This is a genomic window from Vibrio sp. 2134-1 (assembly GCF_033339495.1).
In genome coordinates, this window is sequence record NZ_JAWOUS010000015.1 from 55,084 (window position 1) to 81,395 (window position 26,312).

Here is a 26,312-nt window from a genome sequence, read left to right on the forward strand (position 1 = left end):
AATACATGGGAATATTGCCAGAATAGCAAGGTATCAACGTTAATTGAAAAACGACATAGAGTAAAACTACCAAAGAATAAAATGAGTAAATATTGCTTCGAATCTTAGTAAGAGTAATCGAAAACTAAGTTATTTTTTATCAGAAGATCTATTTAACTTTAGTTAAATAGATCTTCTGATAACCTATTTTATGGTAAATGGCCATTATGTTTAATACTCACAAATTTCAAATTCACAGGGGAAAGAGATTTCACATAGTCAACTTTCAAAAGGAGGTATCTAACTTATTGATATTTGGTAGGTGGTAACAACTACGTGTACAAAATTCCAATCGTCGCGAATTTAACATAACATAGATAATATACACTAAGAGTGTAAGAGCAATTTTAATATGTCCTCTTATACTTAATGAACATGCAGAGCTTTGAGTACCTCAACCGATGCTAAATCCCATGATTGACCGAGACTTTAATCGTATTACAGTGATGCAAAATGTTCGCGAACACCGCCTTCGTCAAATCGACGATTTAGGCTGCAAATATATATAATTTAAGCCCTCGACAATTGGAAGCTTATGTAGTCAGTTAAGCCAGTTTGGTGCTTCTACGTTAGCACATACGTCAAGAGCCGAATCAAGCAACCGACGTTTTCTTTGCCTAATCATCTGAACATCATGGGAGCTCAATACTTTGATTTGTAGCTAACATTCGCTTGTGAGGTTCTAACGGAACAACACAACTTGGCTCTGACTGTCTATACACTAAGTCAGTTGATGACAGTCGATGGCCCCACGTGCCACACTAGCCATTTGCTTGCCAACCTCGTTATTCACATAGGTCAAATAATAAATAGTATTTTCAATTTCTGAATACAAAGGTGGAAGGTTATCATTAAGGTTCCAACCTCATTTTAAAGTAAATTGTTCTGAGCTCCTTGCTCTAAGTAGACCTCAGTTGCTCTCCCCAACATCCCCCTGGCCTTCACTCAAAATATTCACATTATTTCAAAAGATACGTCTCTTAACATCTTAAAAATGGACGCACCTATCGCTTTGGCAACATCACACATTGAGCTGTCTAAAGCTAAAACATGCTCTTAAGTTGATAACTTAAGATAAATCCACCACAGCACTTAATTACTCACAGTTGTAGATATGCCCTGGCAAAGGGTCTTTTTTGTCCTGACCGATTAGTGGCTATTTGGTGGGACTGTAATGGCAATTGGATGGCATTAATCAAGCTAATATACCCGATGGACATTTAATAAGTGAGTAAAGCATTACGTCACAGTGAGAGTAATCGGACACTTAAAGGTCATAGAAAGGAGCCCAAAAGGACAGTGTAATTTTTGATATTTACAAATATGGGAGAAAAACAAGTCTGTTAAACAAAACGCAGACCCTTCTTTAGAATTAAAATATTTTAATACTTTTAAATTTAAAATAATTAAAAGGGCTTCGCCAAAATATAGATCGAAATAATCAATGTCAAGTTCTTTGATATTGCATTGTGATCGGGGGATGACGGGTTGGCTGGGGCCGAGCTGTCGGGGGTGACCCCCAAGAAGCGGGAAATTAAGCATTTAGGGCTTTAGCCCTAAGTGCTTAAATGGATAATTCGCTATATCCAGAGTGATCAATTGACTCTGTCATGGTGATCTTGCGACCAAAGAATGACCACTCTAATTTACGTACTAAACGTGTTTTGTACTGGACTTCTGAAATTACAGAAGGCGTAGTTTCCACACCAAACGTTTCTCTCAGTAACTCTTGTGCCTTAGCAACTATTGACCCCTGCGTAATCTCGAATTGAAGATCGAACAACTTTTCTTTCACAAGGTCTCCGATAGGTGTTTCTGAGGCTTTGCCGAATTCATATTTTATTCCCAGTTCACAGTAGACAGCGTTTGGAGTTTTTTTCTGAAATTCCGCGCTAAAGAATCTCCCCTGAGTTAAACCCATATCGTTATCACCAACTTGACCAATAATCTTGCCGTTAGTGATGTAGAAGTTATGAACTGTTACTTTCATTTTTTGTCCCGCCAGTAGTATTCCCAACTGTTTCCATTATACCAAAACCAGATTAAAATACCACATTAAAACACAAACAAAAGTAAAATATACTTAACTATTATTATTGACTTTTATCCAGACAAAGACGACACAATAGGGCTCGATAGAGGGTTAGCTTTTTAGGCGAAGCCGTTAAGAAAAGCGTTGAAATTTCTTTTAGCTGCCGAAGGCAGATCATTTAGCTGCCGAAGGCAGATCATTTAGGCCACCAGCCCCCTGCCATAGCAATGACAACGGGGTTTATGTTGGCATTGCTATGGCGCTGGAGGTCTAGCAGCCTTGAGCGATACATTGAAATGCATCAAACCTTATTACTGCACTAAGGATGACAACGTCTTTTTGTTGGCGTCCATAGTGAATTAGGTTTGATTGAAATTTCAATGACAACACTTAGCGAGGAACGAGCTTTAGTGATGTAGGGGTAAGTCCGGCGGGTGGGCCTCGGTGGCGACTAGGGGGAACCCCTATTAGTGGAGAGCGTCCAATTGAAACAAATTTACTTGTTACAATTGGATAGTTATTAGTATTAAAATTAAAAGTATCGCCAATTTTACTCTTTGCTTTGTACTCGTTTTCGTTTTGATAGTTTCTACAATTTTATCTATTAGACCGAAAGCCTCTGCAAACCCAACAATTAGTACAAATACTGTAAAAGCATCAGCCACATTTGAGAAACCCAAACGCTCAAAAATAAATGTTAGAGCGTCAGCTACTGCGTAAATGCGTAATAACAATGCTGCTAAATTCAATATGTTCCCCCTACCCTTAATATATTCCTTTTCAATTAGCTAGTATGTTCAATTGATATATGTCAGATATCACTAGATAAGTTTGAAACTAGATAATAATGAATCTGGCTCATTGGTCTGTTCGATTATTAAGGGTTGTCCTGACACATCCCATTCATAAGTAGAAACCGTCTTTCCCCTAAACTGTTTCATCACTTTTAACCTAGGTTCATTAAACTTCTTCCCTAGAAGAAACTTACCTATTGAAATTACTTTTGATAAAGAAGAACCACGATGCCCTTCCTCTGATAAGCAACTTAGGATTTCTACGATATTATGTCTTGTGTCGATATCCGAGTTAGTACCTAAGATAAAAGCTATGTCTGAGTCCATGTATATTGAATCATTGATCACCTTTTCATAGGTAATCGAAATAAACTTACCCTCTACTAAACCGACATTGTTTTTCCCAACATAACCGAATAAACGACTGCAAATAATGGTGTAATTATTGATGATAACTTCTAATTTCATACTGCCCCCAAGCCTATGATATTTATTTGTTCAGAGTATGTATTATAAATAAACGCAACTATAAATACCATATTAGAACACACAATAAAGTAAAATATACTTAACTATTCTAGTTGACTTTAGACCGGACAAAGACGACACAATAGGGCTCGACAGAGGGTCAGCTTTTTAGGCGAAGCCGTTAAGAAAAGCGATACAAAAGCTTCTAGCTCGCCGAAGGCGATTCATTTAGACCACCAGCACCCTGCCATAGCAATGACAACGGGGTTTATGTTGGCATTGCTATGGCGCTGGAGGTCTAACAGCCTTGAGCGATACATTGAAATTCATCAAACCTTACCACTGCACTATGGATGACAACGGATTTTTGTTGGCGTCCATAGTGATTTAGGTTTGAATGAAATTTCAATGACAGCACTTAGCGAGGCACGAGCTTTAGTGATGTAGGGGTAAGTCCGGCGGGTGGGCCTCGGTGGCGACTAGGGGGAACCCCTGTTAGTGGAGAGCAAATATTGCCCAGTAAATCTGAGCAATATTTATCTATTGATGGTCGAATGACAACGCTGCTCTTTCAAGCTCCTTCTCTAGCTCCACAAGGCGTGTCGGAAGTAACGCAAAAGAAAACAAGGTCAATAATGATTCGATTGAATCCCGCCATTGAGCCGTTGACTGAAGTATTTCTAGAACCCCGAAATCTGCACAAATCTGTTTTAGCTTAACTTCATTGTTAGCTTTTTCTTCACGCTTAAGGGCAACCTTCAAGAATTCATCGAATTTATTCTGAGACATTTCTTTGACTGAAACAAAGCCAGTTCCTTTTTCTGTCCATACCATTAGATGCGGTTCTCCGCTGAATACACTGATCTGGTCTTTATAGTGCTTACTAATTAGCTCAATCTGTTTCTCAGTTCTCATAGTGGTGCCCCTACTTCAATAAACTAATGTGATTTGGTTTGTTACTCAATAGCTCTGCGATCTCAAACTGCTCCGCTACATACTCGACATTAGGGATTAAGGTAGGCTCCCATGTACTAAGCGCGACCTTTCTGCCTTGTTGAACATCATCAACAATGTTGTCTAGACTTTTGACGCTACATACCTCATACAAGCTTGTACCAAATTCATCATTCTCTACTACACATGTAGCGAACGTGCCAACGTCCTTAGATTCAATGATTAATAGACGTACTTCTGACTCCTGTTTAACCCCGCCTACTATATGACCAATAGTCACTTTTTCAATGTTTTGAATAACTGTCTTCATAATGCCCCCAAGCAATTTAACAATATAAACAGTAACTTACTTGTATTTATTATATCAAACCACCCAGTTAAATACCACATAATAACACGATGTATTGAAAAATAAGTATTGTCCTTTCGATTGACATTAGCCCCGACAAAGGCGACACAATAGGGCTCGATAGAGGGTCAGCTTTTTAGGCGAAGCCGTTAAGAAAAGCGATACAAATGCTTTTAGCTCGCCGAAGGCGATTCATTTAGACCACCAGCACCCTGCCATAGCAATGACAACGGGGTTTATGTTGGCATTTCTATGGCGCTGGAGGTCTAGCAGCCTTGAGCGAGATAAACTTTTGCACCCTAGGGTAGCAATCTGAATGACAAATTCTTTTCTTTGGCAATCAGATTGCTCTAGGGTTTCATTAAATGAAGCACTTGAAGAGGAACGATTCTTAGTGCTTAGGGGTAAGTCCGGCGGGTGGGCCTCGGTGGCGACTAGGGGAAACCCCTGTTAGTGGAGAGAAAATTGTGAATGCGTTATATTGTTTACTCGCAACAAAAAGCCCTGAACTTAGTCAGGGCTTCTCTAATTAAAGCTTGGTTAAGCGGCTTGTTCTGTTGCTCCATTAATGTCACCACTATCATCGCTCATACTTTGAGAACCAAAGTACTGATCCTCTAACTTTTGCCGTGCTTCAGAAAGTGGTACACCCAGGGTTGTAAGGAGTTTATTTGCAGCCAAGTCAATGCTAGTTTTATTCACTGACATATTGCCACTCTTGTCATCTATGATGCGGCCAGTAAAGTCAGACGTACCTAGATCGCGTGAGTAGTTAAGTTCTTCAAGCTTATCCCACTGAACTGCTTCGAGAGAGCCATAGTGATTCATTGCGATATTTCCAGCTACTGCAACAGCCTTTAGTGTAGCTACATGAGTTAGAATACAGGTATTACGGAATTCTTCTGCTGACGTATCGCTGAATGCTAAGCCTCCCCAACCCATGGCTCTAGAAACAGTAGTCCAAAACTCGTTTGCTAGCTGGTACTTTGAATCAGAGATTTCTTTTACTTCCTTACTCAACCCCAGCAGGATTTGGTTGATATCTTTGATAGCTTTCAAAGGAAAGTACTTTTCAGACTTCTTGGTGATCGTATTGTGCTCCATATCAACCAGGTCTTTAAACGCAACGCAGTTCTCAGTTATGTAACGAGCTAAACATGGAAGAGGGTCACGTGTATTAAAGGCATCTGAAATACTTTGTTGAGGTTTGGCCAAGTTTTGGTTGATGTCACAAAAGCCCAACTGCCTCTCTTTAAGTGTCAAGTTCGTATATAGCATAATAGGAACATCTACGTTCTCTAGATCAAAACCTAACTCGGCGAGTTCATCACACAACATTTCTAGAGCGAAGTCGATTCCAACAGAACGATGTTGGCCATCGAATAGCTTAATGGAACTATCCATAGATATATGAAGTAGACCAACTCGCGCTCCTTCCATAACCTCTTCAAATTCAGGCTTTTTATCTTTCTTCGACACAACCACACCAATGATAGTTGGGATGATGTAAAAACGCTTATAGTTGTTCACAAGGTATTTCGCGAAATCTTTCGCTCGCTTCATATTTACCTCTCGCTGGCTACGTTTAAGTACACTACCCTTGTTATCGATGTTTAGTAGTGAGACCAATACTGAAGCTGGAACATTCACTAGATGAAATGGTTTGAATTGCTTACCTACAGTACAAGGAAGTGAGTATGCGAAGTTTTTATCAATTGACATATTTTAGCCCCCAAGCTATTTAAAAATCAGTTAACATGAAAACTATGCCTTTGTTTTCATGTATTTATTATACACCCTCACCCCAAAAAATACCACATTGTAACACCAAATATTTAATAATTATTGTTGCCTTTTTTGATTGACATTAGCCCCGACAAAGGCGACACAATAGGGCTCGATAGAGGGTCAGCTTTTTAGGCGAAGCCGTTAAGAAAAGCGATACAAATGCTTTTAGCTCGCCGTAGGCGAATCTTATGACCACCAGCATTCTGCTAGGTCGGTGACAACGGGGGTTTGTTGGCAACGACCTAGCGCTGGAGGTCAACAGCCTTGAGCGGCAGCACTTAGTGAGGAACGAACCTTAGCGCTGCAGGGGTAAGTCCGGCGGGTGGGCCTCGGTGGCGACTAGGGGAACCCTGTTAGTGGAGAGCAAATCAACAACCTGCCGCTTTGGGCAGGTTGTTGATATCAAGCACAACAAGAGTCTACTGATACACCTTCTAGGTATTGATGAGCCTTACCAATGTCTGACCAGTAAGTCAGCTTTTTGAGCCTCATTGATGGGAACTGCGTTAATGACCAGATTTTATCAAAAGCGCTATTTGCCTTTTCTTCGTCATCATACGCTGAATGAATACTCCCAGTTATTGAGTTGTATAAGACGATAGCGTTATATTGTTTTGTGTTTGTTGACTTACTAACAGTACCAAATTCTGTTGCTGTGCCTGGTTCACATGAGCCTAGCTTGATTGTTTTTTTAGTGTCCTCTTTCTGTCCTACTTCATAAGCCGATGCTAGTTGAAGAGTACCAGCAACGCCTCCATTGCAAGCTGCTTCAGTGTCAGCTGGTAGGAATAAACCCCCATTGATACAAACAACCGCCTTTAACTCTTCGCAGTACATCACTGATAAGCGCTGGTTCGTGTTAGGGATGAATACCATAGCAGGTATAAAAGTTTCCTCTCCAGTAACCATATGTGTAAAAGTATTTAATTCCATACATGCCCCCAAGCATTTAAATAATTGATTAAACTGGCGTTATTATATACTAACCCTTACAAATATACCATATGATAACACAATATTTTATAAATTATTGTTCCCATATTTTATTGACTTTGGGAAGGACAAAGGCAACACAATAGGGCTCGATAGAGGGTCAGCTTTTTAGGCGAAGCCGTTAAGAAAAGCGATACAAATTCTTTTTGCTCGCCGAAGGCGATTCATATGGCCACCAGCATTCTGCTAGGACGGTGACAACGGGGGTTTGTTGGCATCGTCCTAGCGCTGGTGGACAACAGCCTTGAGCGGCAGAACTTGGTGAGGGACGAGCCTTAGGGATGCAGGGGTAAGTCCGGCGGGTGGGCCTCGGTGGCGACTAGGGGGGACCCCTCTTAGTGGAGAGCTAAAATCTCACAAACCCACCTAATAAAAAGAGGCTCCCTTGGGAGCCTCTTTTTAGCGTATGATAAAAATCATCGATATAGTCATGTTTGAGTAATCAAGCACTCTTTATGACCAAATAGTGTAAAACACCCTGAATATGTCAAATGTTCATTCCCGGTAAATCTATTCAGATACACTCTCATTTGAACTAGGTAGTAACCGGTATCAAAATGCTCGTTGCAAACTTCACAGTCGCCAAACTTACATGTACCACTGCCAAGCTGTGTTAGCCTATACACATGTCGTAGATCACTTGTATCAGTCATCACTCAATTACCTTGTAGTTTAATCTATCCTAGAACTGTAAAGCCTTTAAGTTTTGCAAACTTGTTTGACACACTAAATCCTTTGACGACATCTAAAGGTAATCTCTGTCTTTTTATTATCCACCATGCTTTTCTTATGTGTAGCAATGCGAGTCTACGTTTTTTATTTATCGTCTCTTCTTGCTTTGTTGGTCCGCAATTTCGTAGGTAACTAAGAAGCAAACAATACAGACCATCTAAGCATTCGACCTGAAACCAGATGTCACTGCCAAAACTTGGAATGTCCTCCAGTTCGAAACAAACCTGTTGCTTTCCATCAATTTCTCTAAATTTCATATTGCCCCCAAGCAATTGCTAACAACTATTATATATTATAGCAAGTGGCCGAGTTAAATACCACATTTATACACATGTAATTTTGGTAGTCTATTGAGAGCTTTGATATTGAAAGAGACTGATATTATGTTTTCTTCTGGCTTAAGGCTCGATAGCGGACCTGAGCCGCTATCATAAGGTTATTTTATTCTTAGATGCTCACCACGCTCATCCGGCTTTAGAGTGAAGAGTATGTAATCAACCTGCTCTATACAGATCTCATAATCATCGTTGATTAGTAGCACCTCCCTATCATCAGTACTGGATGTGTATTGCTGGGTAACCTTCCCTTTTAATACTTTATCTTTATTGAATACCTTTAATCCTACTAATCTCATACATTCTCCTTACTAGCAGTGATTGAATGATGAACGGCCTCCTTATGGAGTTCTAATATCTCCTTGCTTGTAAGGTAGCTATGAATCTCATTTATTTTCTTAATTACTTCAGAATGATCGTTGAAAAGTTGTTTGCGCTTATCCCATACGACTTCGTGGTGTGCTAGCTGTCCTGGTAGTGTCTTGTCATGAATGCCATAGACATATGTCCCTTCTCTGATTTTCTTTTTGACCAGCATCTTAGACATTAAAAAAATGATGAGTAGGTCCGTTTCTATGATCTGAGTAGTGAGGATAATACCGAAGAATAGACAGTCCTCCCGGTCTACGTCATCGATGTGAATCCCATTGTAACCATTCGAAAAGTAATACACTGGACTGCCTGGTTCCAGATTGTATGAAAAATAGAGATATGCATTTTCATTCTTCTGGAACAGCTCTTTCCTTCTCGCAATCTGAGTACCATATTGATCCATGTAATTATAGTTACAGATGTGCATTTCAGGGCACAACGATATGGTCTTTCCGCAGGTAGTTATGTACTTCTTTCTCTTGCTTATAGATAAGCTGCTTATTGTTTTGGTCATATTGCCCCCAAGCAATTGTTTTTCAAATGTATTGTTACATTAGCAATTAAAGAAATTATACTAAAACATGCCATAAGATACCACATTCACACACCTAATATGGTTAAATATACTTAACTATATTGATTGACTTTACCTCGGACAAAGGCGACACAATGGGGCTCGACAGAGGGTCAGCTTTTTAGGCGAAGCCGTTAAGAAAAGCGATACAAATGCTTTTAGCTCGCCGAAGGCGATTCTAATGGCCACCAGCATTCTGCTAGGACGGTGACAACGGGGGTTTGTTGGCAATGTCCTGGCGCTGGTGGACAACAGCCTTGAGCGGCAATACTTGGCGAGGCACGAGACCTAGCATTGCAAGGGTAAGTCCGGCGGGTGGGCCTCGGTGGCGACTAGGGGGAACCCCTGTTAGTGGAGAGCAGGTAAGCCGCAATGTTTACTCATTGCGGCTTACCTGGGGTCAAGTACCCATTAATTAGTAAACACTTAGGTTTATTACTTCCGTACCGCTTTCAGCCAATGTGGCAATTTCTGGCTCAATATCTACCAGTTGGTCATATACTGAAAGCTCCTTGGCAGCGGCTATGTCTAGATAATATTCAGTTTTATCGGGGGTAGTAGCAATTGCATTCGTCTCTGGCAACGATTCAGCTTGAAAAGCTGCTATTGGTAAGTACTTAAACATGTCTTTCCTCCTAACATTTACAAATGATCTTGCTTGTCAGATGACACTCATTGCTCTTTCGTAGAACAGACAGAAGTTCGCTCTGTCTGTTTGAATTCTCTCTTTAACCTTATCTTGCGTTGATTCTCTTAGCGCATCTAACACCTTTACTAATATGGAAGCAGTGAATGCGTCTATCAGTAGTGGTTGAAGACCTAGTTCTTTAGATTCATCAGTAAAAGAAATTGTTGTGAGTGATTTATTGATTAATTCATTTGGCCAAACAAAGAGCATTGCTTGGCCTTGAGCGACTTTTTTAAGATTATCGTAATTGCAGAACTCTGTTTTCATATTGCCCCCAAGCAATTGTTTTCAAATAGATAGTTACATAAGCAACTAAGGAAATTATACTAAAACACGCCCTAAAATACCACATTTACACATTTTACATAGTAAAATATACTGAACTATATTGATTGACTTTGGACCGGACAAAGGCAACACAATAGGGCTCGATAGAGGGTCAGCTTTTTAGGCGAAGCCGTTAAGAAAAGCGATACAAATGCTTCTAGCTCGCCGAAGGCGAATCATATGGCCACCAGCATTCTGCTAGGACGGTGACAACGGGGGTTTGTTGGCAACGACCTAGCGCTGGAGGTCAACAGCCTTGAGCGGCAGCACTTAGTGAGGAACGAACCTTAGCGCTGCAGGGGTAAGTCCGGCGGGTGGGCCTCGGTGGCGACTAGGGGTATCCCCTATTAGTGGAGAGAAATTTTTATGTTTCGATTGTAGTTGATTGGTTTTATGTACACCAGAGAAAAAAAAGCCCCGACAATATTGCCGGGGCTGGTCGCTTGGGGAGCGGTTATTCTGGTGCTGGTTCTCTATATACCAGCAATCTTCCACTAATTGACTTTTGATTGCTCTTTCCCTTATGGGGGACACAGATAGAGTACAAGGAAAAATGTTTAGCCTTCACCACTTCTGTTAGGCATTGGCTTTTAAACCTACGCTCGAGAATGTTCAGGCTGTCTTCTAAAGTATGCGAAAGAGGTTCAGGCTTTCTCTCTACTGCTGACCCACCTAAATTGTAATAATATAATTTCCACATAAAAAACAACCCAAAACCAATACCAAGTCTAATGTACATTCAAGCTAATGTTTGCTTCAAGTTCGAGTGTGAAAATCGTATCTTCATAGCTATAAACCACAGTGTTATTACTAACGATTGGTTCTGACATTAAGAACAACTCTGACATATCGAGAAATGACTGCTTATCTATCTGTTCCTGTGGAAAGCTACCCACCTGTACTGTGATAACCTTAGTAAATCCAATCCATTTCTTTACATCTTCATGTTGCTTTTTCTTATTGGCAATCATAGATTTGATGTAGCTACTTCCTTGCCCTTCCTTCTCTTTTCCACTTTCGACGCTGACGACTTCGGAATGATTAAGCTTGATAGGCTCCTTGTTAGAGTTGTCTTGCTGACCATTACTAGATGGCTCGTTAAGGCATGAGTAATCAGCCAACATACCAATGCATTTGAAGAAGCCATTTACATCCGAACGGTCAGTAAAATGAAAACCTGGGATAGCGCCATCAGATTTAAACTTTGAGTAATACCCATTGTTCTCCTTAGCCACTGAAAGCAACGACTTAAAAACATCAGGGCTTTGTTTTTCTTCGAAGTTCACCACGAAAACTAAATGGCCTTTTTTTGTGTGATGCATCACCTCAATTGGCTTGGCCTTCCCAACAATAGAGTTCTTAAGGTCTACTTCGGATTGATTACTACTGTTTTCTGTTTTCTTGCCAGTAACCTTCTTTTCTGGAATAGCTATTTCTCCATAAGGAACACTTGATTTTTTATCGTTCGTGTTGAGCACTATCTTTCTAATTTCTATACCGCAACGAATGTAATCTTTATTTGTCAGATAAAAGCCTCGTCCCATAGAATACTTTTCTCTGTGCTCTGTACTAAGCTCTTTGTCGGATAGGGCTGCGGTGTCTTGGTGGTTTAGCGCTGCTTTACGCATCTCAGAAAATAGATCTCGGGTGTGCTTTGACCATGCCAGGATGATGGTTCTATTAGTTTGTGTTTCATAATAATCAGTATAAGGGTCTGATCTATCACTCATAGAGGTAAATTTGGCAACGATAACCGCCTGGGCATCTTCAGGGATAGATAAGTTGTCCTGGAAAGCCTCTACCGCTTTCCGATGTTCCATTATGCGCTTTTGCCTTTCTTCGTATGCTTTCTTTTCTTCCTCTTCCTTGCGCTTAGCTTCTTCGGCAATAATAGAGGAATAAAGTGCCTTGTTCTTGCTGTTGTCGATATCTTCTAAATCGACCTTAGTTAGAAAACCAAACTCAAGCAGCTCTTCTCGTGTCAATCGCTCCTTGAATTCTTCTACATACGATTTCAACTTCCCTAGGCGCTCTTTTATACTTTTGTCGCAACCACGACCCAGGCTTAGGTCAATATTGAAAATCGTGCCAGAATCGAAAGTTACCTTAACATCTGTCTTTTCATACCCTAGTTCGCATTTTGCAGCTACTTCATGAGCAAGTTGTTCAAAATCTTCGATAGAGTAATCTTTCTCTTCAAGCATTTTTGATTCAGAAAATAATACAGTAACTGAAATTGGTTTAATCATCGTTGCCCCCAAGCATCGGAAAAATAGATTAAGAATAAGTTGTTCTCTTAACTTAAAAACATTATAACTCACACCCCCAATAAATACCATATTAACACACTATAAATAGTAAAATATACTTAACTTTATTTATTGACTTTGGCCCGAACAAGGGCGTCACAATAGGGCTCGATAGAGGGTCAGCTTTTTAGGCGAAGCCGTTAAGAAAAGCGATACAAATGCTTTTTGCTCGCCGAAGGCGATTCATATGGCCACCAGCATTCTGCTAGGACGGTGACAACGGGGGTTTGTTGGCATCGTACTAGCGCTGGTGGACAACAGCCTTGAGCGGCAGCACTTGGTGAGGAACGAGCCTTAGGGATGCAGGGGTAAGTCCGGCGGGTGGGCCTCGGTGGCGACTAGGGGGAACCCCTATTAGTGGAGAGAAAATTCATCTCAATATCTTGTTCACAGGACAAAAAAAAACTCAGTGCTTAACACTGAGTTTTTTTGAGGGGTTTTGAAGTATCTCTACTACTTTTGGTTCAGATGATGAACCGTTGGTATTGAGGTATATTTCACGTTCTCATCGATTTGACCCACCGCGCTGACCGAGGGAGAAAGTGCTGCTATTAATAAGAAAGCGATAATATTGTTACTCATAAGATTAGCTCCTAGTTGCCGAACGAAATAAAACTTTATACTGGTAATCCTCAAGAAACTTTAGCTCGAGGTCGAAGGCTTAAAATTCTCGTGTAAATAGCATATTTCTGTTTTGCCAAATCTTTAGTAGTAACATGTGAGCTCTTACCTAACTTAGGTTCTGTTTGACTGTCAGTGCCTAGCATTTCTTTTAACACTTCAAGCTCAGCCTCGAGGGTGTCATTTGATGAAATGTATCCAATATAGTTGAATACATCCTGGGAAGAGAAACTTAAGCCATCAGCTTTCTGGTGCTCATGCCGGGAGATATAGCAGCGCTTACCGTTAATGATATCGATATGATAAGCCTCTACAATGCGGTCACCGTATCCATCATCCCAGCCATTATCTTTGTTACGGCCATATAGCCGTGAATGTCTGTAATGAAACTTGAGAAATTGCTTCATTTCTTCAAAAGAAATGAGAATATTATTGTGTCTCATATTGCCCCCAAGCAATTGAATTTATTAACAAGCCATGTAAAGAGTATAACAAAACACGAATTAAAATACCACATTATAACATCTATGTTGTGGTATTTTTTCTATTACTCTGTTCGTCTTTAGTGAATTCCTGGGGTGACATGGCCCTTAAAAAATCTAAGGCCATGGCATTCTCAATTAACCACTAAATTTCTGTGCTGCCTATCCATTGCTCGCCTAGATAGACATCTGCATAATCGTATTCAAACTTAGAGCAGCACTCCTCTAAATCTTCGTAGGTCCAACCATCAGCTGGAGCTGGTACCAACTCCTTCAAGATAAAATTTTCCCCATAGCAATATAGATTAGATGCCTCTAGTCCAGTAATTAAACAGCTCTCGCCTTCTTTAGGTCTTGCTATACATTTAACACTCATTAGATTTACCTTTTGAAATCACTATTTTTACAGTCTTCACTTGTGTACCAGATTCGGAGAAAGTCCCTTCTTTACAACTAGTGACCGATGCGCCCAGCTCCTTCAGCCATTCTTGGAATTCTCTTTGAATTCTACGGGTCCCGTTAACCGCTCCATCACTTGCTATGGTAACTAAGCGGCCACCGATGTCTAAGTGATTGAACATCTTTCTTATATGCTTAATGTCCTGGTGCTTATTGAATGGGGGGTTAGCCAAAATACGGTCGAACTTATTACCCTCAGGGTACTCCATAAAGTCCATACAGTGAGTTGCGTATCTATGATGCTTAAGCATGTCGAAGTTCTGAGGGTTCAGCTCGATAGCAACACCATTATCACTAATTCGAGCCATACGATTTGCACACCTACCATCGCCGCAACTAGGTTCCATCCATCTATGTTCAGGCCTGAGATCTAAGTCAATCATCATTTCATCTGCTAGAGTGTCCGGAGAGAAAAACATTTGGTATTTTTTCTTATCATTGAGCTCTTCTCCTTCGATAAGTTTCTTTTGTATATCAACTACGTTTCTATACTCGAAATGAAATGCACCTTTTTTGTATTTGCCTCCAGCCTTAAGTAATAAGTTCTTTATCGCTTTGTAGTGCTTCAGCTGCTTTTGAGGTAATACTAGTGTGTTGTCTATTGGTAGAAGCAATGACAGTTCATGTTCAATGGAGTGATCATCAGATTGCTCTTTCTCATTAAGTTTGTTGAAAAAGAAATGGTCATGTGCATGCTTGATTACAGTCAAAGTATCCTCACTGATGAAGTGAATGTCTGGGTGGAAACCAAGAGCGTTCAAAAAATTGGCTTTATCAATGATCTTATTGCCTGTTACCTGGCGAGTATCGCACTCATTTCTCTCCAGCCATTGGTAATAGAAAGTGTCTTCTAAGGGTGCCGACATTTTCATATTGTTGATAATGAACAGACTCTTTAAGCAATTGGGCTTTGTATCGCTGTGAACAACTATTGCTCTTGAGGGACGACTAGCACCAAATTTTTTTTTGTATTCCGCTTTACTAGGGGTGTCTAGAAGTACGGAAGAGCCGCAGTCATAAAGCACCTCAACATTTCCTAATGATTGTGAAAGAATGAATGACAGACCATCTTCGTCTATAAATGTTGTAATTTCCATAATGCCCCCAAGCAATATATCTAATTGATTAACTGGTAATAATTATATCTAACCCCATAGACAAATACCATATTTAAACACTAAATAAAGTAAAATATAATTAACTAATCACATTGACTTTGCCCCGGACAAAGGCGTCACAATAGGGCTCGATAGAGGGTCAGCTTTTTAGGCGAAGCCGTTAAGAAAAGCGATACAAATGCTTTTTGCTTGCCGAAGGCGATTCATATGGCCACCAGCATTCTGCTAGGACGGTGACAACGGGGGTTGGTTGGAATCGTACTAGCGCTGGTGGACAACAGCCTTGAGCGGCAGAACTTGGTGAGGGACGAGCCCTAGTGATGCTGGGGTAAGTCCGGCGGGTGGGCCTCGGTGGCGACTAGGGGAACCCCCTATTAGTGGAGAGCAATTTTAAGTTTCTATTTTAGTTCTATGATTTCATTAACACGAGAGACAAAAAAAACCCCGACAATATTGCCGGGGCTGGTCGCTTGGGGAGCGTTAATCCCTGGTAGGTTCTGAGTCTAATGCTTTAACATAAACAGCATCAGCAACACCGTTTTCACACATTGAAGTAGCTGAAAAATTGTCTTTTGTGGTTTGACTGTAAAGTTCACTGTATTGCGAGTTACTGAGCCAGATCAGGCTGTTATCATCGTCCAAACCTAAAAATCCTTTGGTTGGTGAGTAGATACGATAAAAAGAGCTCAGCTCATAGGTTTTAAATACCCTGCTATCTGGTAATGAGAACCAATAGCAGTCCCAATCTAAGTGAATATAGGCTTGCCTCTCTTGACACGGTTGTGAGAAACCTATCACTTTGAAGCCTTGCAGAACTAAGCCATAACCATTAACGACAATGACCTCCTCTCCAGAAGTAAACCTTGATTCGCACAATGGTATTGAAGTTAAGCTATTTTCAATATATTTCAGCATGGATATTCCTCTCTTACTCCTTGAGATTAAGCTATTAAGCCAGTAAACAAATCTTGCTCTAGCTCTTTGGATGAGAACTGAAATCCTTGACTGATATTGAATTCCCGGTCAGCTACCAAATCGACAAAAAAGTCATGAACATTTTCATTTTTACAACACTCTTTAATGTTCTGGGCTGCAATATAGGCTGCATGCTTAGGATTGATAGCACTGACAACGAAAGCTTTGCTCTCTGAAGAGCCAAATCGAACTGAAGTTAAAAACTCCGTATATTGGTCAAACTCATTGCCCCGCAAAACAACTTTAATTTCACTACCCTTTGAAGTCTCAAGTTTTACATAAGAGAATCCATCTTCCAGCACTTCAAGTAGTGCTCCCTTGCAACCTTTAAATGCACCTTCAGTTACGATAATTTTCATAAAGCCCCCAAGCCCTGAATATCAATCAACGATTAAAGCATTTCTGCCCCAATCCATAATAGCCATTATACCAAATAGACTATTAAATACCACATAACAACACTAAATTTAGTTAAATATATTTAACTTTATTTATTGACTTTTGGCCGGACAAAGGCGACACAATAGGGCTCGATAGAGGGTCAGCTTTTTAGGCGAAGCCGTTAGGAAAAGCGATACAAATGCTTTTTGCTCGCCGAAGGCGATTCATATGGCCACCAGCATTCTGCTAGGACGGTGACAACGGGGGTTTGTTGGCATCGTACTAGCGCTGGTGGACAACAGCCTTGAGCGGCAGCACTTGGTGAGGAACGAGCCTTAGGGATGCAGGGGTAAGTCCGGCGGGTGGGCCTCGGTGGCGACTAGGGGGAACCCCTATTAGTGGAGAGCAATTTAGCCACCGAGACGATGGCTAAATTCTATAGGTTAGGACCACTCAAAGATCGGCAATGATCGCTCTTCTCCTGCATCTGAATCTAACTCTACACACTTAAAACCCAATTGGGCTGCTTTCGAAAGAATAAAATTTAGCTCGTCAGAATATTCTTTACGGATATTTAAATCGTGTTGTGTATGCAATTTAATGAAATAGCCCGTATTTCGTTTTGCTACTAATGAAAATTCTTCCTTAGAGATTTCATCAAGGGCAACTACATCTCCTTCCTTTATATGGCCAGTGCTAAGCTCAACTGTTGTATATTGGTTGTTGATATCAAACATTAGCCTTCCCCTTGGTCTAAATTGATGTTCGAGTGTGAACAAATGACCATCCTAAATGCGCCCTTTGTTTTGAGCTCTATTACGTGGGAAAAGACTTCTTTCGCCTCAAAAAACAACTCATCTTTAAAATATCCTTTTTGATACGTACCTCGGAGTGTACGAAACCCATCAAACTCCGGTACTCCCTTAATTCCTCGGTCCGTATTAGAGCGAGCTGAAACAACGACTATGCCGCCCTCTTGACTACAGAGCTTAGCTAGGTTTTTCCAGACCTGTTTTCTGGGTAAAGGGGGCAATACATTGGTGCAATATCCACAATATACAAATGAGTAATGCGCTTTAAGAATGTCTAGATCAGGACAAAATGTGTAATCGTACTCTGCACACATACCTGATAAATCGTATATAGCTTGAGTGTCCTTACTTTCTTGTTCACGCCCTTTCGCATAGTTCAAAGCTGGGGCTGACACTAAATGAGGGAACTGTGAGAGAAACTGTTTTAATGGGGCACTAACAGATTTACGTGCGATTGAAGTTTTTGAGGAGACCTCGAACTCCTTCTTGATCTCTTCAGGTGTTTGATAAAAGGATTCTGATTCAAATTGTTCTGAAACGGGTACTAACTTTAATGCTAAATTTTCCATACTGCCCCCAAGCAATGTATATCATTGATTAACTGTTAATAATTATATCTAACCTCACACATAAATACCATATTAATACACATATGATTGTTAAATATAATTAACTATATTTGTTGACTTTGGCCCGGACAAAGGGGCCACAATGGGGCTCGACAGAGGGAAAGCTTTTTAGGCGAAGTCGTTAAGAAAAGCGATACAAATGCTTTTAGCTCGCCGAAGGCGAATCATATGGCCACCAGAATTCTGCTAGGACGGTGACAACGGGGGTTGGTTGGCAATGTCCTAGCGCTGGTGGACAACAGCCTTGAGCGGCAATACTTGGCGAGGCACGAGGCCTAGCATTGCAAGGGGTAAGTCCGGCGGGTGGGCCTCGGTGGCGACTAGGGGGGACCCCTGTTAGTGGAGAGCGCTTGACTGGCCATAATGACCAGTCAAATTTTTCTACAGTATATATAAATCGTAGTAGCTAGCTTCTTCAGCTGTAAGCTTATACCCAGGCTCTACAGAGTGGGTAGATACGCGATCTTTACTACATTTAATGGCTTTAAGTGTGTTATTGATCTCACTGCAAGCATCAACAACAAACAGATCTGGGATAAAGCCATTCTTAAAAAAGCTTGATTGTTTATTGCGGATCATCTTTAGGAAGACTGTTTCAATTTTAGGTGGTAGCCCGTAAACAAGTGCATGCCTTACAGTCATTAAATTTATGAACTCATGAAGTATTTCGTGGAATGTAAATCGACCTACTTGGTGTTCTGAGGATTCTGTAAAAGCGGTACACTTGTAAATCAGATTGGTAAGGAGATTACATGTAATGTAATCAACCTCTAAAAGTTGGCCTTTGCATTCAGATTTTTTGATTCCTAAATCTTGTACTTGATTGACCCACTCCAGGTAAGGGAGCACCGTATTTAAATCATCCAGTAAGTACCCAAGTTTGGTTTCGAATTCACGTACCTGTTTGTACCAGCATGCTAGCACCTTGTCGGAATTTCCGTATTTGCTCTGAATAGGTTGGGTTCGGATGCTTCTAAGACGTTTGCCTTGAATAGCATTTACGCACTTGAATGCTAGTGTAAGTGCTTTTTTTACTTGTGCCTTCTTTTCTTCGTTGATCTTTATGATTCTGTCCATACTGCCCCCAAGCAACTTTTTATAAAAAAGAGGGCCATTGAGCCCTCTATACACGTTAGATTTACCGATTACTATTCTTGACGGAACGGATCAATTACAAAGCCAAGCGCGTCTAGGGGTTGGCTATTGTATGCAGTAAGTGCTTCGCGACCTAAATCCAGTTCGTATCCAGAGCCAACAAAGTCATCACCTACAAAGCCACAAATAACATTGTTTGAGATACCTTCGATACCTTCCCAAGCTCTCCCGGTCCAATATTGCGATTCGACAATCCAAACACCTTCACGATGAACGCGCACTCTAAAAGCACTTTCACTTCGCTTAAGTTCTTCTTTACTTATATCGATGTTCACATCAGGATTAAATAGGTCACCAGATAGAGCTTTTAAATCTACATACTGGTCTTCTTGTTTAATGAATCGGATTTTCCCTAATCGAACAGCTAGGGCTACTTTGTCTATTTCGCCGTTTCTCTCCGTGGATGTTTCAGTCTTTTCGGGTGTCAGCTGATTAAGTAATGAAATGACTACTTTCTTATCGAATGATGAAATCTTCATATTGCCCCCAAGCAATTGTTTTAAAATAGATAGTTACATAAGCAACTAAGGAAATTATACTAAAATACGCCCTAAAATACCACATTTAAACATTAAATATAGTTAAGTATATTTAACTATATTGGTTGACTTTACCCCGGACAAAGGCGATACAATGGGGCTCGACAGAGGGACAGCTTTTTAGGCGAAGCCGTTAAGAAAAGCGATACAAATGCTTTTAGCTCGCCGAAGGCGATTCATGTGGCCACCAGCTTTCTGCTAGGACGGTGACAACGGGGTTTTGTTGGCATCGTACTAGCGCTGGTGGACAACAGCCTTGAGCGGCAGAACTTGGTGAGGGACGAGCCCTAGTGATGCTGGGGTAAGTCCGGCGGGTGGGCCTCGGTGGCGACTAGGGGTATCCCCTATTAGTGGAGAGAAATTTTCTTGCAAGGTCTCTATTTCTTTTATTGAATTTATACGGACAAAAAAAAGCCCCTGCTTTGTAAGCAAGGGCTTTTCGCTTGGGGAGCGTTTAATCAAATGTTTGAGGATCTAGCTGTTCAAGAAATGGTACTACGTCTCTCTTAAATACCGCCTCAGCATTCACAGTATGAGCGCGAACCCATGCATTATTTCGGGTTGGTGAGAATTTGAAGCTAAACTTTCTTAGTCTTTGGGTAACCTCTTTCGGTGGCCTACCACCTAACCAAATACCAATGCGCCCATCAATAACCCCGTGCTTAATTCCATTTTCTAATTCACCTTCTAATGAGTTTGAATTTCGACTTTCTTCGACTCGCTCTGCTTCGACTAAACGTTGTTTTAATCGTCGGATATTAGCATTTGAGTTTGCTAAGCTAAATCGTCCCCAAGTGTTTACTATTGGATTTGGCTCCAAAAACGTTTTAAGGAGGTTTTGAGGTATACCACGTTCAAGCATCTTGTTTTCAAGTACAGCAGCACTATTATCTGTAAGCTCTCCATTTTCAGACGCTTTATATGCAGCTGGCACTAAACGATTAGCTATTTTCATGTAGCCATGCATTGTTTCCGCTTCACTAATTTTAATTCTTAATTGCTCAACCGGGTTATCTGATGACATTTTGACAACTGAACCATCCCCATCGGGGAACAGTTTCTTTGCAATGGCTTTTAAGGCTCTCTGAGGATAATCTGCATATTGATTAAGCTTATCCCTACTATTCTTATTGGCCTTTTCTGCTTTCGCCACAGGGAATCTCGCTGGCCCTGTTACATGCCATGAGATACATTTGGACTCTGCACTTATGTACTCATCGAAGTAGCGTTTTAACTTTCTTTGAAATTCTTCAAACTCAATTTCAACAATTTCTTCCACTGAACAATTAAACGCCTTCGATGGTGCGCTTTCCGAAGTGGACTTGATCAGCTCATGAAGTGAAATTTTGAATGTCCGTAATGCGTTGCAGTAGTCAACTACTGCTTGAGCGGCGTGACGCTCAGGAAATTGAGATTGGCCATTAAAAGCTCGCTCAATTGATGAAGGATCAAGCTGGCTCTTATATTCAAGCAGATCCTTGTCTTCTCCAATGTATTCCTCGATTTTTTTATTAACTAAATTTTGCATCTGTAGCCCCCAAGCTATCTATGTTTAACAAATGATTTAACGTATTTATTTGATGTGTTAATTATACTAACAACCCCCAATAAATACCATATTAACACACAAATAAATGTTAAATATAATTAACTATTTAGATTGACTCTGGCCTGGACAAAGGGGCCACAATGGGGCTCGACAGAGGGAAAGCTTTTTAGGCGAAGCCGTTAAGAAAAGCGATACAAATGCTTTTAGCTCGCCGAAGGCGAATCATATTGCCACCAGCATTCTGCTAGGACGGTGACAACGGGGGTTTGTTGGCATCGTACTAGCGCTGGTGGACAACAGCCATGAGCGGCAATACTTGGCGAGGAACGAGACTTAGTAATGCAAGGGGTAAGTCCGGCGGGTGGGCCTCGGTGGCGACTAGGGGGAACCCCTGTTAGTGGAGAGAAATTCATAACCTGCAATAAAAAAGAGCTCTATTGCAGGTCGATATTCTATTTAGATTCTATGCCGCCATTCGCTCGTATTGTGTGTTTAACACATTGTTAAGCCACTTACCAACCCATTCACCAACCCAACAAAAGGCCGAGTAAATCACCGACTGGCCCAAACATTCGTGGGCTAGTCCTACGGTCAGATCGCGAACGAACGATTCTGGTATTTGCTTGCACTTGGCATGTTCAACAGTTGTAAATAACCTAGCTAATTTACCATTGCTATGGATTAGAAATGGATCGGTAGATCGACACTTTTGGTATGATTTGGTTATGCACCCTACCTTTGTAGCAGTAGGCTTAAGCCACTGGAGTCGAAAGCCTTTCTTTTGAGCAATGTCTCTCTTTTCCTTTTCCACTAAATATGTATAGGGCTTATAGCTTTCATGAGTTTCAGGTATATCATCGAGTACATCAGCTAAGCAGCTATATTTATAAGTTGTCCTTACCTTTTGGGGCATAAAGTCCTTTAAACCCTCTTTGAAGGAGCTGCAGTATCCAATACCACAAAGCCTCTTTCTATCTTCAAGTGCACCAAACTGAGAACCTGCTAATGTCATATTTATAAAGTTGTACCCAAACACTTTACTAAACGTATCTACGATAACAGCGTATGAGTTTGATTTAGTAAATGAAGTAACATTCTCAAAAACAGAAATAATTGGATTCGTTATCGACTGCCAATGCAAGAAATCGATAAAACACCCGCCTGTATTTTTGTGTGCTTCTGCAAATTTATTTCCGTTCTTAGATCTGCCGCTTATGGAACTCCCTTCGCAAGGCAGCGATCCTGAATTGACTTCCGTTCTAACGCCACCTCTGGACAAATCAACACTCTCCAATCGCATATTTAATCCGTATTGCTCTTCCGGTGCCTCCACAGCCCACACAGGATTATTTTGCAGACATGCATTGAAGTACCTTTCACTCGATTCGACAATTACCTTTACGAAAGTAGAAAGCTTACTCCGCTTAAGTCCATCGGAAATACTTGAGCACAATACCCCTATACCATTAAATATATCTGAAGTGGATAAAGGTATATTCGCTTTGTACTTTGACATAGCTCTCTGAACACGCTCTTTTTGTTTGAGATTCCTCCAAGTCTTTATCACTCTATCGAGACTTAACTTCTTGATAGGTGAAGCCGGAGTTAGTTCAACAGAAGCAGAACCAAGCTCAGCCCCTGTGATATTTTTAGATAAGTAACCATTCAATTCATCATTTTTTACGTAACCCATATTTTTCATAGTATGTGAAAATGCGGCTTCAAGAGGATCTGTCCACTGTGTATCTATAAAAATTGCAGATGGTTGAAGTGTTTTGATGAAGGCAGTCATTAAGTAAAAGTAACAATTAGCCTCTGGCGCACCTTGTAAGCTAATCACTTCAGCCTTGATGCTACTCTTCTTTAGATCAAACAGCTCTATTGGCGAGTTGTATTCCAACTCGTTAGAAAGGAGTACTAAATTAGAATTAAAGCTGAATACGGCATGGTTTAAAGGCTTAAGATTTCTCGTCATATCCTTAAACCTCAGCTCTCTGTCACGAATCTCTTGGACTGAATGCAATTCGACAATTCGGATTTCACCATCTTTGATGTAGGCTTTTACATGGTCTCCGAAAATATCTAAATCAGCGTGCTTTAAGTCAATGACAGGTCGCTCTTTACCGTTTCGTCTTGAGTTGGTCACTTGTCGAGAGCCGAAACGATCAATAACTATTTTAATTTCTTTCTTTGTACGGTCAGACTTAAGCTGAAACTTAGCCCCTCCTTTAAAACCCGCCATTAGTAAATACTGCCCTTCGAAGAATACTCTTAGTTTATTTCTATGGAGAGAAACTTTCTTCTCTAATACCTTTATCATACTGCCCCCAAGCAATTGATCTCACTTGCCTTAACTATGTCATAATTATATAAAAAACAACAAATAGATACCACATTTAAACACTAACCTTTGTGAAATATAATTAACTTATTATCTGGACTTTGGGCCGGACAAAGGCGACACAATAGGGCTCGATAGAGGGTCAGCTTTTTAGGCGAAGCCGTTAAGAAAAGCGTTACAAATGCTTTTTAGCTCGCCGAAGGCGGATCATATGGCCACCAGCATTCTGCTAGGACGGTGACAATGGGGTTTTGTTGGCATCGTACTAGCGCTGGTGGACAACAGCCCATGAGCGGCAATACTTGGCGAGGAACGAGACTTAGTAATGCAGGGGTAAGTCCGGCGGGTGGGCCTCGGTGGCGACTAGGGGGAACCCTGTTAGTGGAGAGCTTTCAAACCCATTAACTCCATTTGTTTGTGAGGAATAAAGTTTCGTTACTAAGCAATAAGTTTGATACTGAGTATTAAAGTTTTATACTTAATGGCAGCCATCAGAGTACGCCGCCATTTCTAAAACGTTTATGTCCAACTTAGAACTAGCTGGTGAAGCCAGTTCATGGAAGATAGAATGAGCGGGCGTTTAAATGATGGCTAGCCAGCTTTTTTAAGCTGGGTGTACTAAGATGTGGGCTTGATGTTTCTCGGTGTTCCACTCTTTCATTTCAGCAAGAAATAGGCCGTGAGCATTAATCGATTCAATTAATTCAGGTGCACGCTCTAGTTGGATAAGCATCGATAACGGGGTGAGTTGATTGTGTTCTTGGTCAAAACCGTGTTCGACTTGTTCCTCTAGCATATAAAGAATCCCAGGCTCCGCTTCACTACCCTCCTCAAACAGTCTTGATTCGATACCCTCTACGTCATAAAGGTGTACGAGTAGGTTATAAAGCTTTTCAGCACCGATGAGTTTTGTATGCTTCGATTGTGAATTAAGTTGATGCAGTTTCATTTCTAGGTTCCCACCTTTTTTTCTTGCTAAGCTGATCATCAGTTTGATGTCTTTTTTGATATTCGATAACGACTTATCGTTGAGCTTTGGCTTAAGGTACTTTATCAGTATGTCATTGCGTGATTTTACTGGAACAAAACGGGAAGATGCGGAAACCTGACACAGCAAATGAAGCAGGGCGTGGGTAATGACGTTGTGAAGGTTGTGGTAGTAGTCAAAGTCTCGTTTGATTTGCATAGCCAAGGTAGCGTTGTGGGTGGATTATAAGAATATTGGGGCTGGGCGTTTTAAATCAACCTTAATAATGAGTTCGGGAGTAGTTTCCCAGACATAGAGTTGTTCATGGATTGCTAATGTTTGATTTTCCGAAAATGATAATTGTCCAGAAACGTATTTGAATGGGACCGCTCAATCTGTGGATGCTCAAGACAACCAGCATGAAACTTTATTCCTCTCCTACACCAATACATCCCAGACCAATTAATAAACCAGGTCATCATATTGCATGATATGGGGCCTATTTTTTTATCTAAGGTTCACCTTTTACGATGAAGCCTTTCGTTGGCCTTTTTGTGCTTTTGATAGCAACCCATCGAATCTGTGCCGCTAAACATAGCCTTCCTGCGTCGTTCGTAAGCACTACTAGGATTTGAGTTACCTTTCTTCTCTTTTCGTTGTTCACTTGATAGAAACCTGTTAAGTGCTTCATCAAATGAAGATGTATCACTCTTAAATGCCCATCTCACTGCTAACAAAAAACCTGCAACCAATAATGTGCCTAGAAGTACTTTCTCACTCATTTGGTGACTCTTCTGTTGAGCTCTTACTATCTGTTGTCAACGTTCCAATTAACTCATCATCAACTGGACATTCATTGCATCGGTTCAGACACTGTTCTTTAACAGGGACTGACACACTACAAAGTTCATCATTGCTCTGTTCTATAAGTGTTTCAAGACGACTCATTATTTCCTTCCTATAGTTAGGCATTAAGCGATTGTGATTATAGAAAATTCATCCATTTCCTAAATTTACTGAGACAAAAGGTCATGACAGTTTGAGCAAACACCTTGCTGTTTTTCTCTATCCACTTTTAGCCAATAACATGCCTGGGAGTTCTCAAAACATGCATTATTATCACTACACCCGCAGCCAATGCAGACAGCTTCTTTAGGCTCAGGTCGAATATTATAAATAGATAAATCTACCATGCTTTCCCCTTTAATCATTTGTCTTAACGAAAGGGTCGGGACAATCATCTAAATCAACAAAGTGTCTGTCTGCGATTTCTTCTATCTTCGGATACTCTTCTATGAGATCGAAAACCGACCTACCTTTGAGGTCATAGTCGAACTGAATTCCAGCTCTGAACCAATAATCGATCTGTCTATTCAAGCAGTTCTTTGCTGTAGATTTAGTTGGCTTTTTAAGTAGTTCCTCTAAATCTTCAGAGTCAACATAACCACCCGTCATGTCTTCAGCACAGCCAACTTTTTTAAACAAATACTCCCAGTCGGCGTACAATTCTTCGTATGTCATTGGTGAATC

General features: G+C 40.8%; 28 protein-coding genes. All 28 read right to left on the bottom strand.

All coding sequences use genetic code 11. The features are described 5' to 3' along the window. Nucleotides 1-1,603: 1,603 nt before the first annotated feature. The 28 genes from R7R78_RS16585 to R7R78_RS16720 all read right to left on the bottom strand — a co-directional run bounded on the left by R7R78_RS16585 (nucleotide 1,604) and on the right by R7R78_RS16720 (nucleotide 26,303). On the bottom strand, nucleotides 1,604-2,029 hold the full coding sequence (locus R7R78_RS16585; protein ID WP_025767165.1) for a hypothetical protein: 426 nt from the start codon (nucleotides 2,027-2,029) through the stop codon (nucleotides 1,604-1,606). 545 nt (nucleotides 2,030-2,574) lie between these two features. Then, nucleotides 2,575-2,820 (bottom strand): hypothetical protein, encoded by a 246-nt coding sequence (locus R7R78_RS16590; protein WP_025636793.1) that lies wholly within the window; start codon nucleotides 2,818-2,820, stop codon nucleotides 2,575-2,577. Between the two features lie 72 nt (nucleotides 2,821-2,892). Then, complete coding sequence (locus tag R7R78_RS16595; protein WP_025636794.1) at nucleotides 2,893-3,333, bottom strand: hypothetical protein; 441 nt, start codon at nucleotides 3,331-3,333, stop codon at nucleotides 2,893-2,895. Nucleotides 3,334-3,873: 540 nt separating this feature from the next. Next, nucleotides 3,874-4,248, bottom strand: a complete 375-nt coding sequence (locus R7R78_RS16600) for a hypothetical protein (RefSeq protein WP_025636800.1) — start codon at nucleotides 4,246-4,248, stop codon at nucleotides 3,874-3,876. 10 nt (nucleotides 4,249-4,258) lie between these two features. After that, nucleotides 4,259-4,597 carry a hypothetical protein gene (locus R7R78_RS16605; protein WP_025636798.1) on the bottom strand — a complete coding sequence of 113 codons (339 nt, stop codon included), beginning with the start codon at nucleotides 4,595-4,597 and terminating at the stop codon, nucleotides 4,259-4,261. Nucleotides 4,598-5,176: 579 nt separating this feature from the next. Further along, entirely contained in the window at nucleotides 5,177-6,358 is a 1,182-nt protein-coding gene (locus tag R7R78_RS16610; protein WP_025636717.1) for a DGQHR domain-containing protein, read from the bottom strand. A gap of 468 nt (nucleotides 6,359-6,826) precedes the next feature. Further along, nucleotides 6,827-7,357 carry a hypothetical protein gene (locus tag R7R78_RS16615; RefSeq protein WP_025636817.1) on the bottom strand — a complete coding sequence of 177 codons (531 nt, stop codon included), beginning with the start codon at nucleotides 7,355-7,357 and terminating at the stop codon, nucleotides 6,827-6,829. 1,228 nt (nucleotides 7,358-8,585) lie between these two features. Beyond that, the gene (locus tag R7R78_RS16620) at nucleotides 8,586-8,783 is read right to left on the bottom strand and encodes a hypothetical protein (RefSeq protein WP_025636691.1); all 198 of its coding nucleotides are present in this window, start codon (nucleotides 8,781-8,783) and stop codon (nucleotides 8,586-8,588) included. After that, entirely contained in the window at nucleotides 8,780-9,370 is a 591-nt protein-coding gene (locus R7R78_RS16625) for a hypothetical protein (protein ID WP_077202324.1), read from the bottom strand. Before R7R78_RS16625 ends, R7R78_RS16620 begins: the two co-directional genes overlap by 4 nt. Before the next feature lie 475 nt (nucleotides 9,371-9,845). Next, nucleotides 9,846-10,055 carry a hypothetical protein gene (locus R7R78_RS16630; protein ID WP_025636820.1) on the bottom strand — a complete coding sequence of 70 codons (210 nt, stop codon included), beginning with the start codon at nucleotides 10,053-10,055 and terminating at the stop codon, nucleotides 9,846-9,848. 36 nt (nucleotides 10,056-10,091) lie between these two features. After that, complete coding sequence (locus R7R78_RS16635) at nucleotides 10,092-10,385, bottom strand: hypothetical protein (RefSeq protein ID WP_025636822.1); 294 nt, start codon at nucleotides 10,383-10,385, stop codon at nucleotides 10,092-10,094. A 788-nt stretch (nucleotides 10,386-11,173) separates the two neighbouring features. Continuing rightward, nucleotides 11,174-12,694 (bottom strand): LPD25 domain-containing protein, encoded by a 1,521-nt coding sequence (locus tag R7R78_RS16640; protein WP_138058894.1) that lies wholly within the window; start codon nucleotides 12,692-12,694, stop codon nucleotides 11,174-11,176. Between the two features lie 513 nt (nucleotides 12,695-13,207). Continuing rightward, nucleotides 13,208-13,336, bottom strand: a complete 129-nt coding sequence (locus tag R7R78_RS16645) for a hypothetical protein (RefSeq protein WP_257390153.1) — start codon at nucleotides 13,334-13,336, stop codon at nucleotides 13,208-13,210. A 50-nt stretch (nucleotides 13,337-13,386) separates the two neighbouring features. After that, nucleotides 13,387-13,818, bottom strand: a complete 432-nt coding sequence (locus tag R7R78_RS16650) for a hypothetical protein (protein WP_025636572.1) — start codon at nucleotides 13,816-13,818, stop codon at nucleotides 13,387-13,389. Nucleotides 13,819-14,002: 184 nt separating this feature from the next. Next, the gene (locus R7R78_RS16655) at nucleotides 14,003-14,134 is read right to left on the bottom strand and encodes a hypothetical protein (protein ID WP_254919935.1); all 132 of its coding nucleotides are present in this window, start codon (nucleotides 14,132-14,134) and stop codon (nucleotides 14,003-14,005) included. Nucleotides 14,135-14,222: 88 nt separating this feature from the next. Continuing rightward, complete coding sequence (locus R7R78_RS16660; RefSeq protein ID WP_025636575.1) at nucleotides 14,223-15,413, bottom strand: class I SAM-dependent methyltransferase; 1,191 nt, start codon at nucleotides 15,411-15,413, stop codon at nucleotides 14,223-14,225. A gap of 501 nt (nucleotides 15,414-15,914) precedes the next feature. Beyond that, a complete protein-coding gene (locus R7R78_RS16665) occupies nucleotides 15,915-16,349 on the bottom strand; it encodes a hypothetical protein (RefSeq protein ID WP_025636763.1) in 435 nt (144 codons plus the stop codon). A 26-nt stretch (nucleotides 16,350-16,375) separates the two neighbouring features. Next, entirely contained in the window at nucleotides 16,376-16,768 is a 393-nt protein-coding gene (locus R7R78_RS16670; protein ID WP_025636765.1) for a hypothetical protein, read from the bottom strand. 465 nt (nucleotides 16,769-17,233) lie between these two features. Then, nucleotides 17,234-17,527, bottom strand: a complete 294-nt coding sequence (locus R7R78_RS16675) for a hypothetical protein (RefSeq protein WP_025636768.1) — start codon at nucleotides 17,525-17,527, stop codon at nucleotides 17,234-17,236. Continuing rightward, the gene (locus tag R7R78_RS16680) at nucleotides 17,527-18,171 is read right to left on the bottom strand and encodes a hypothetical protein (protein ID WP_025636769.1); all 645 of its coding nucleotides are present in this window, start codon (nucleotides 18,169-18,171) and stop codon (nucleotides 17,527-17,529) included. Before R7R78_RS16680 ends, R7R78_RS16675 begins: the two co-directional genes overlap by 1 nt. 441 nt (nucleotides 18,172-18,612) lie before the next feature. Further along, nucleotides 18,613-19,308 carry a hypothetical protein gene (locus R7R78_RS16685; protein WP_025636716.1) on the bottom strand — a complete coding sequence of 232 codons (696 nt, stop codon included), beginning with the start codon at nucleotides 19,306-19,308 and terminating at the stop codon, nucleotides 18,613-18,615. 71 nt (nucleotides 19,309-19,379) lie between these two features. Then, nucleotides 19,380-19,865: a hypothetical protein gene (locus R7R78_RS16690; protein WP_025636715.1), complete on the bottom strand. Its 486-nt coding sequence runs from the start codon at nucleotides 19,863-19,865 to the stop codon at nucleotides 19,380-19,382. A gap of 514 nt (nucleotides 19,866-20,379) precedes the next feature. Next, nucleotides 20,380-21,453 carry a hypothetical protein gene (locus R7R78_RS16695; RefSeq protein ID WP_025636739.1) on the bottom strand — a complete coding sequence of 358 codons (1,074 nt, stop codon included), beginning with the start codon at nucleotides 21,451-21,453 and terminating at the stop codon, nucleotides 20,380-20,382. A 484-nt stretch (nucleotides 21,454-21,937) separates the two neighbouring features. After that, complete coding sequence (locus R7R78_RS16700) at nucleotides 21,938-23,794, bottom strand: DNA cytosine methyltransferase (protein WP_025636632.1); 1,857 nt, start codon at nucleotides 23,792-23,794, stop codon at nucleotides 21,938-21,940. Nucleotides 23,795-24,419: 625 nt separating this feature from the next. After that, entirely contained in the window at nucleotides 24,420-25,001 is a 582-nt protein-coding gene (locus tag R7R78_RS16705) for a DUF2913 family protein (RefSeq protein ID WP_054574998.1), read from the bottom strand. Between the two features lie 299 nt (nucleotides 25,002-25,300). Next, a complete protein-coding gene (locus R7R78_RS16710) occupies nucleotides 25,301-25,564 on the bottom strand; it encodes a hypothetical protein (RefSeq protein ID WP_025633930.1) in 264 nt (87 codons plus the stop codon). After that, complete coding sequence (locus R7R78_RS16715; protein ID WP_155486753.1) at nucleotides 25,557-25,730, bottom strand: hypothetical protein; 174 nt, start codon at nucleotides 25,728-25,730, stop codon at nucleotides 25,557-25,559. Before R7R78_RS16715 ends, R7R78_RS16710 begins: the two co-directional genes overlap by 8 nt. A gap of 255 nt (nucleotides 25,731-25,985) precedes the next feature. Beyond that, nucleotides 25,986-26,303, bottom strand: a complete 318-nt coding sequence (locus tag R7R78_RS16720) for a hypothetical protein (RefSeq protein WP_025633931.1) — start codon at nucleotides 26,301-26,303, stop codon at nucleotides 25,986-25,988. Nucleotides 26,304-26,312 lie beyond the last annotated feature (9 nt).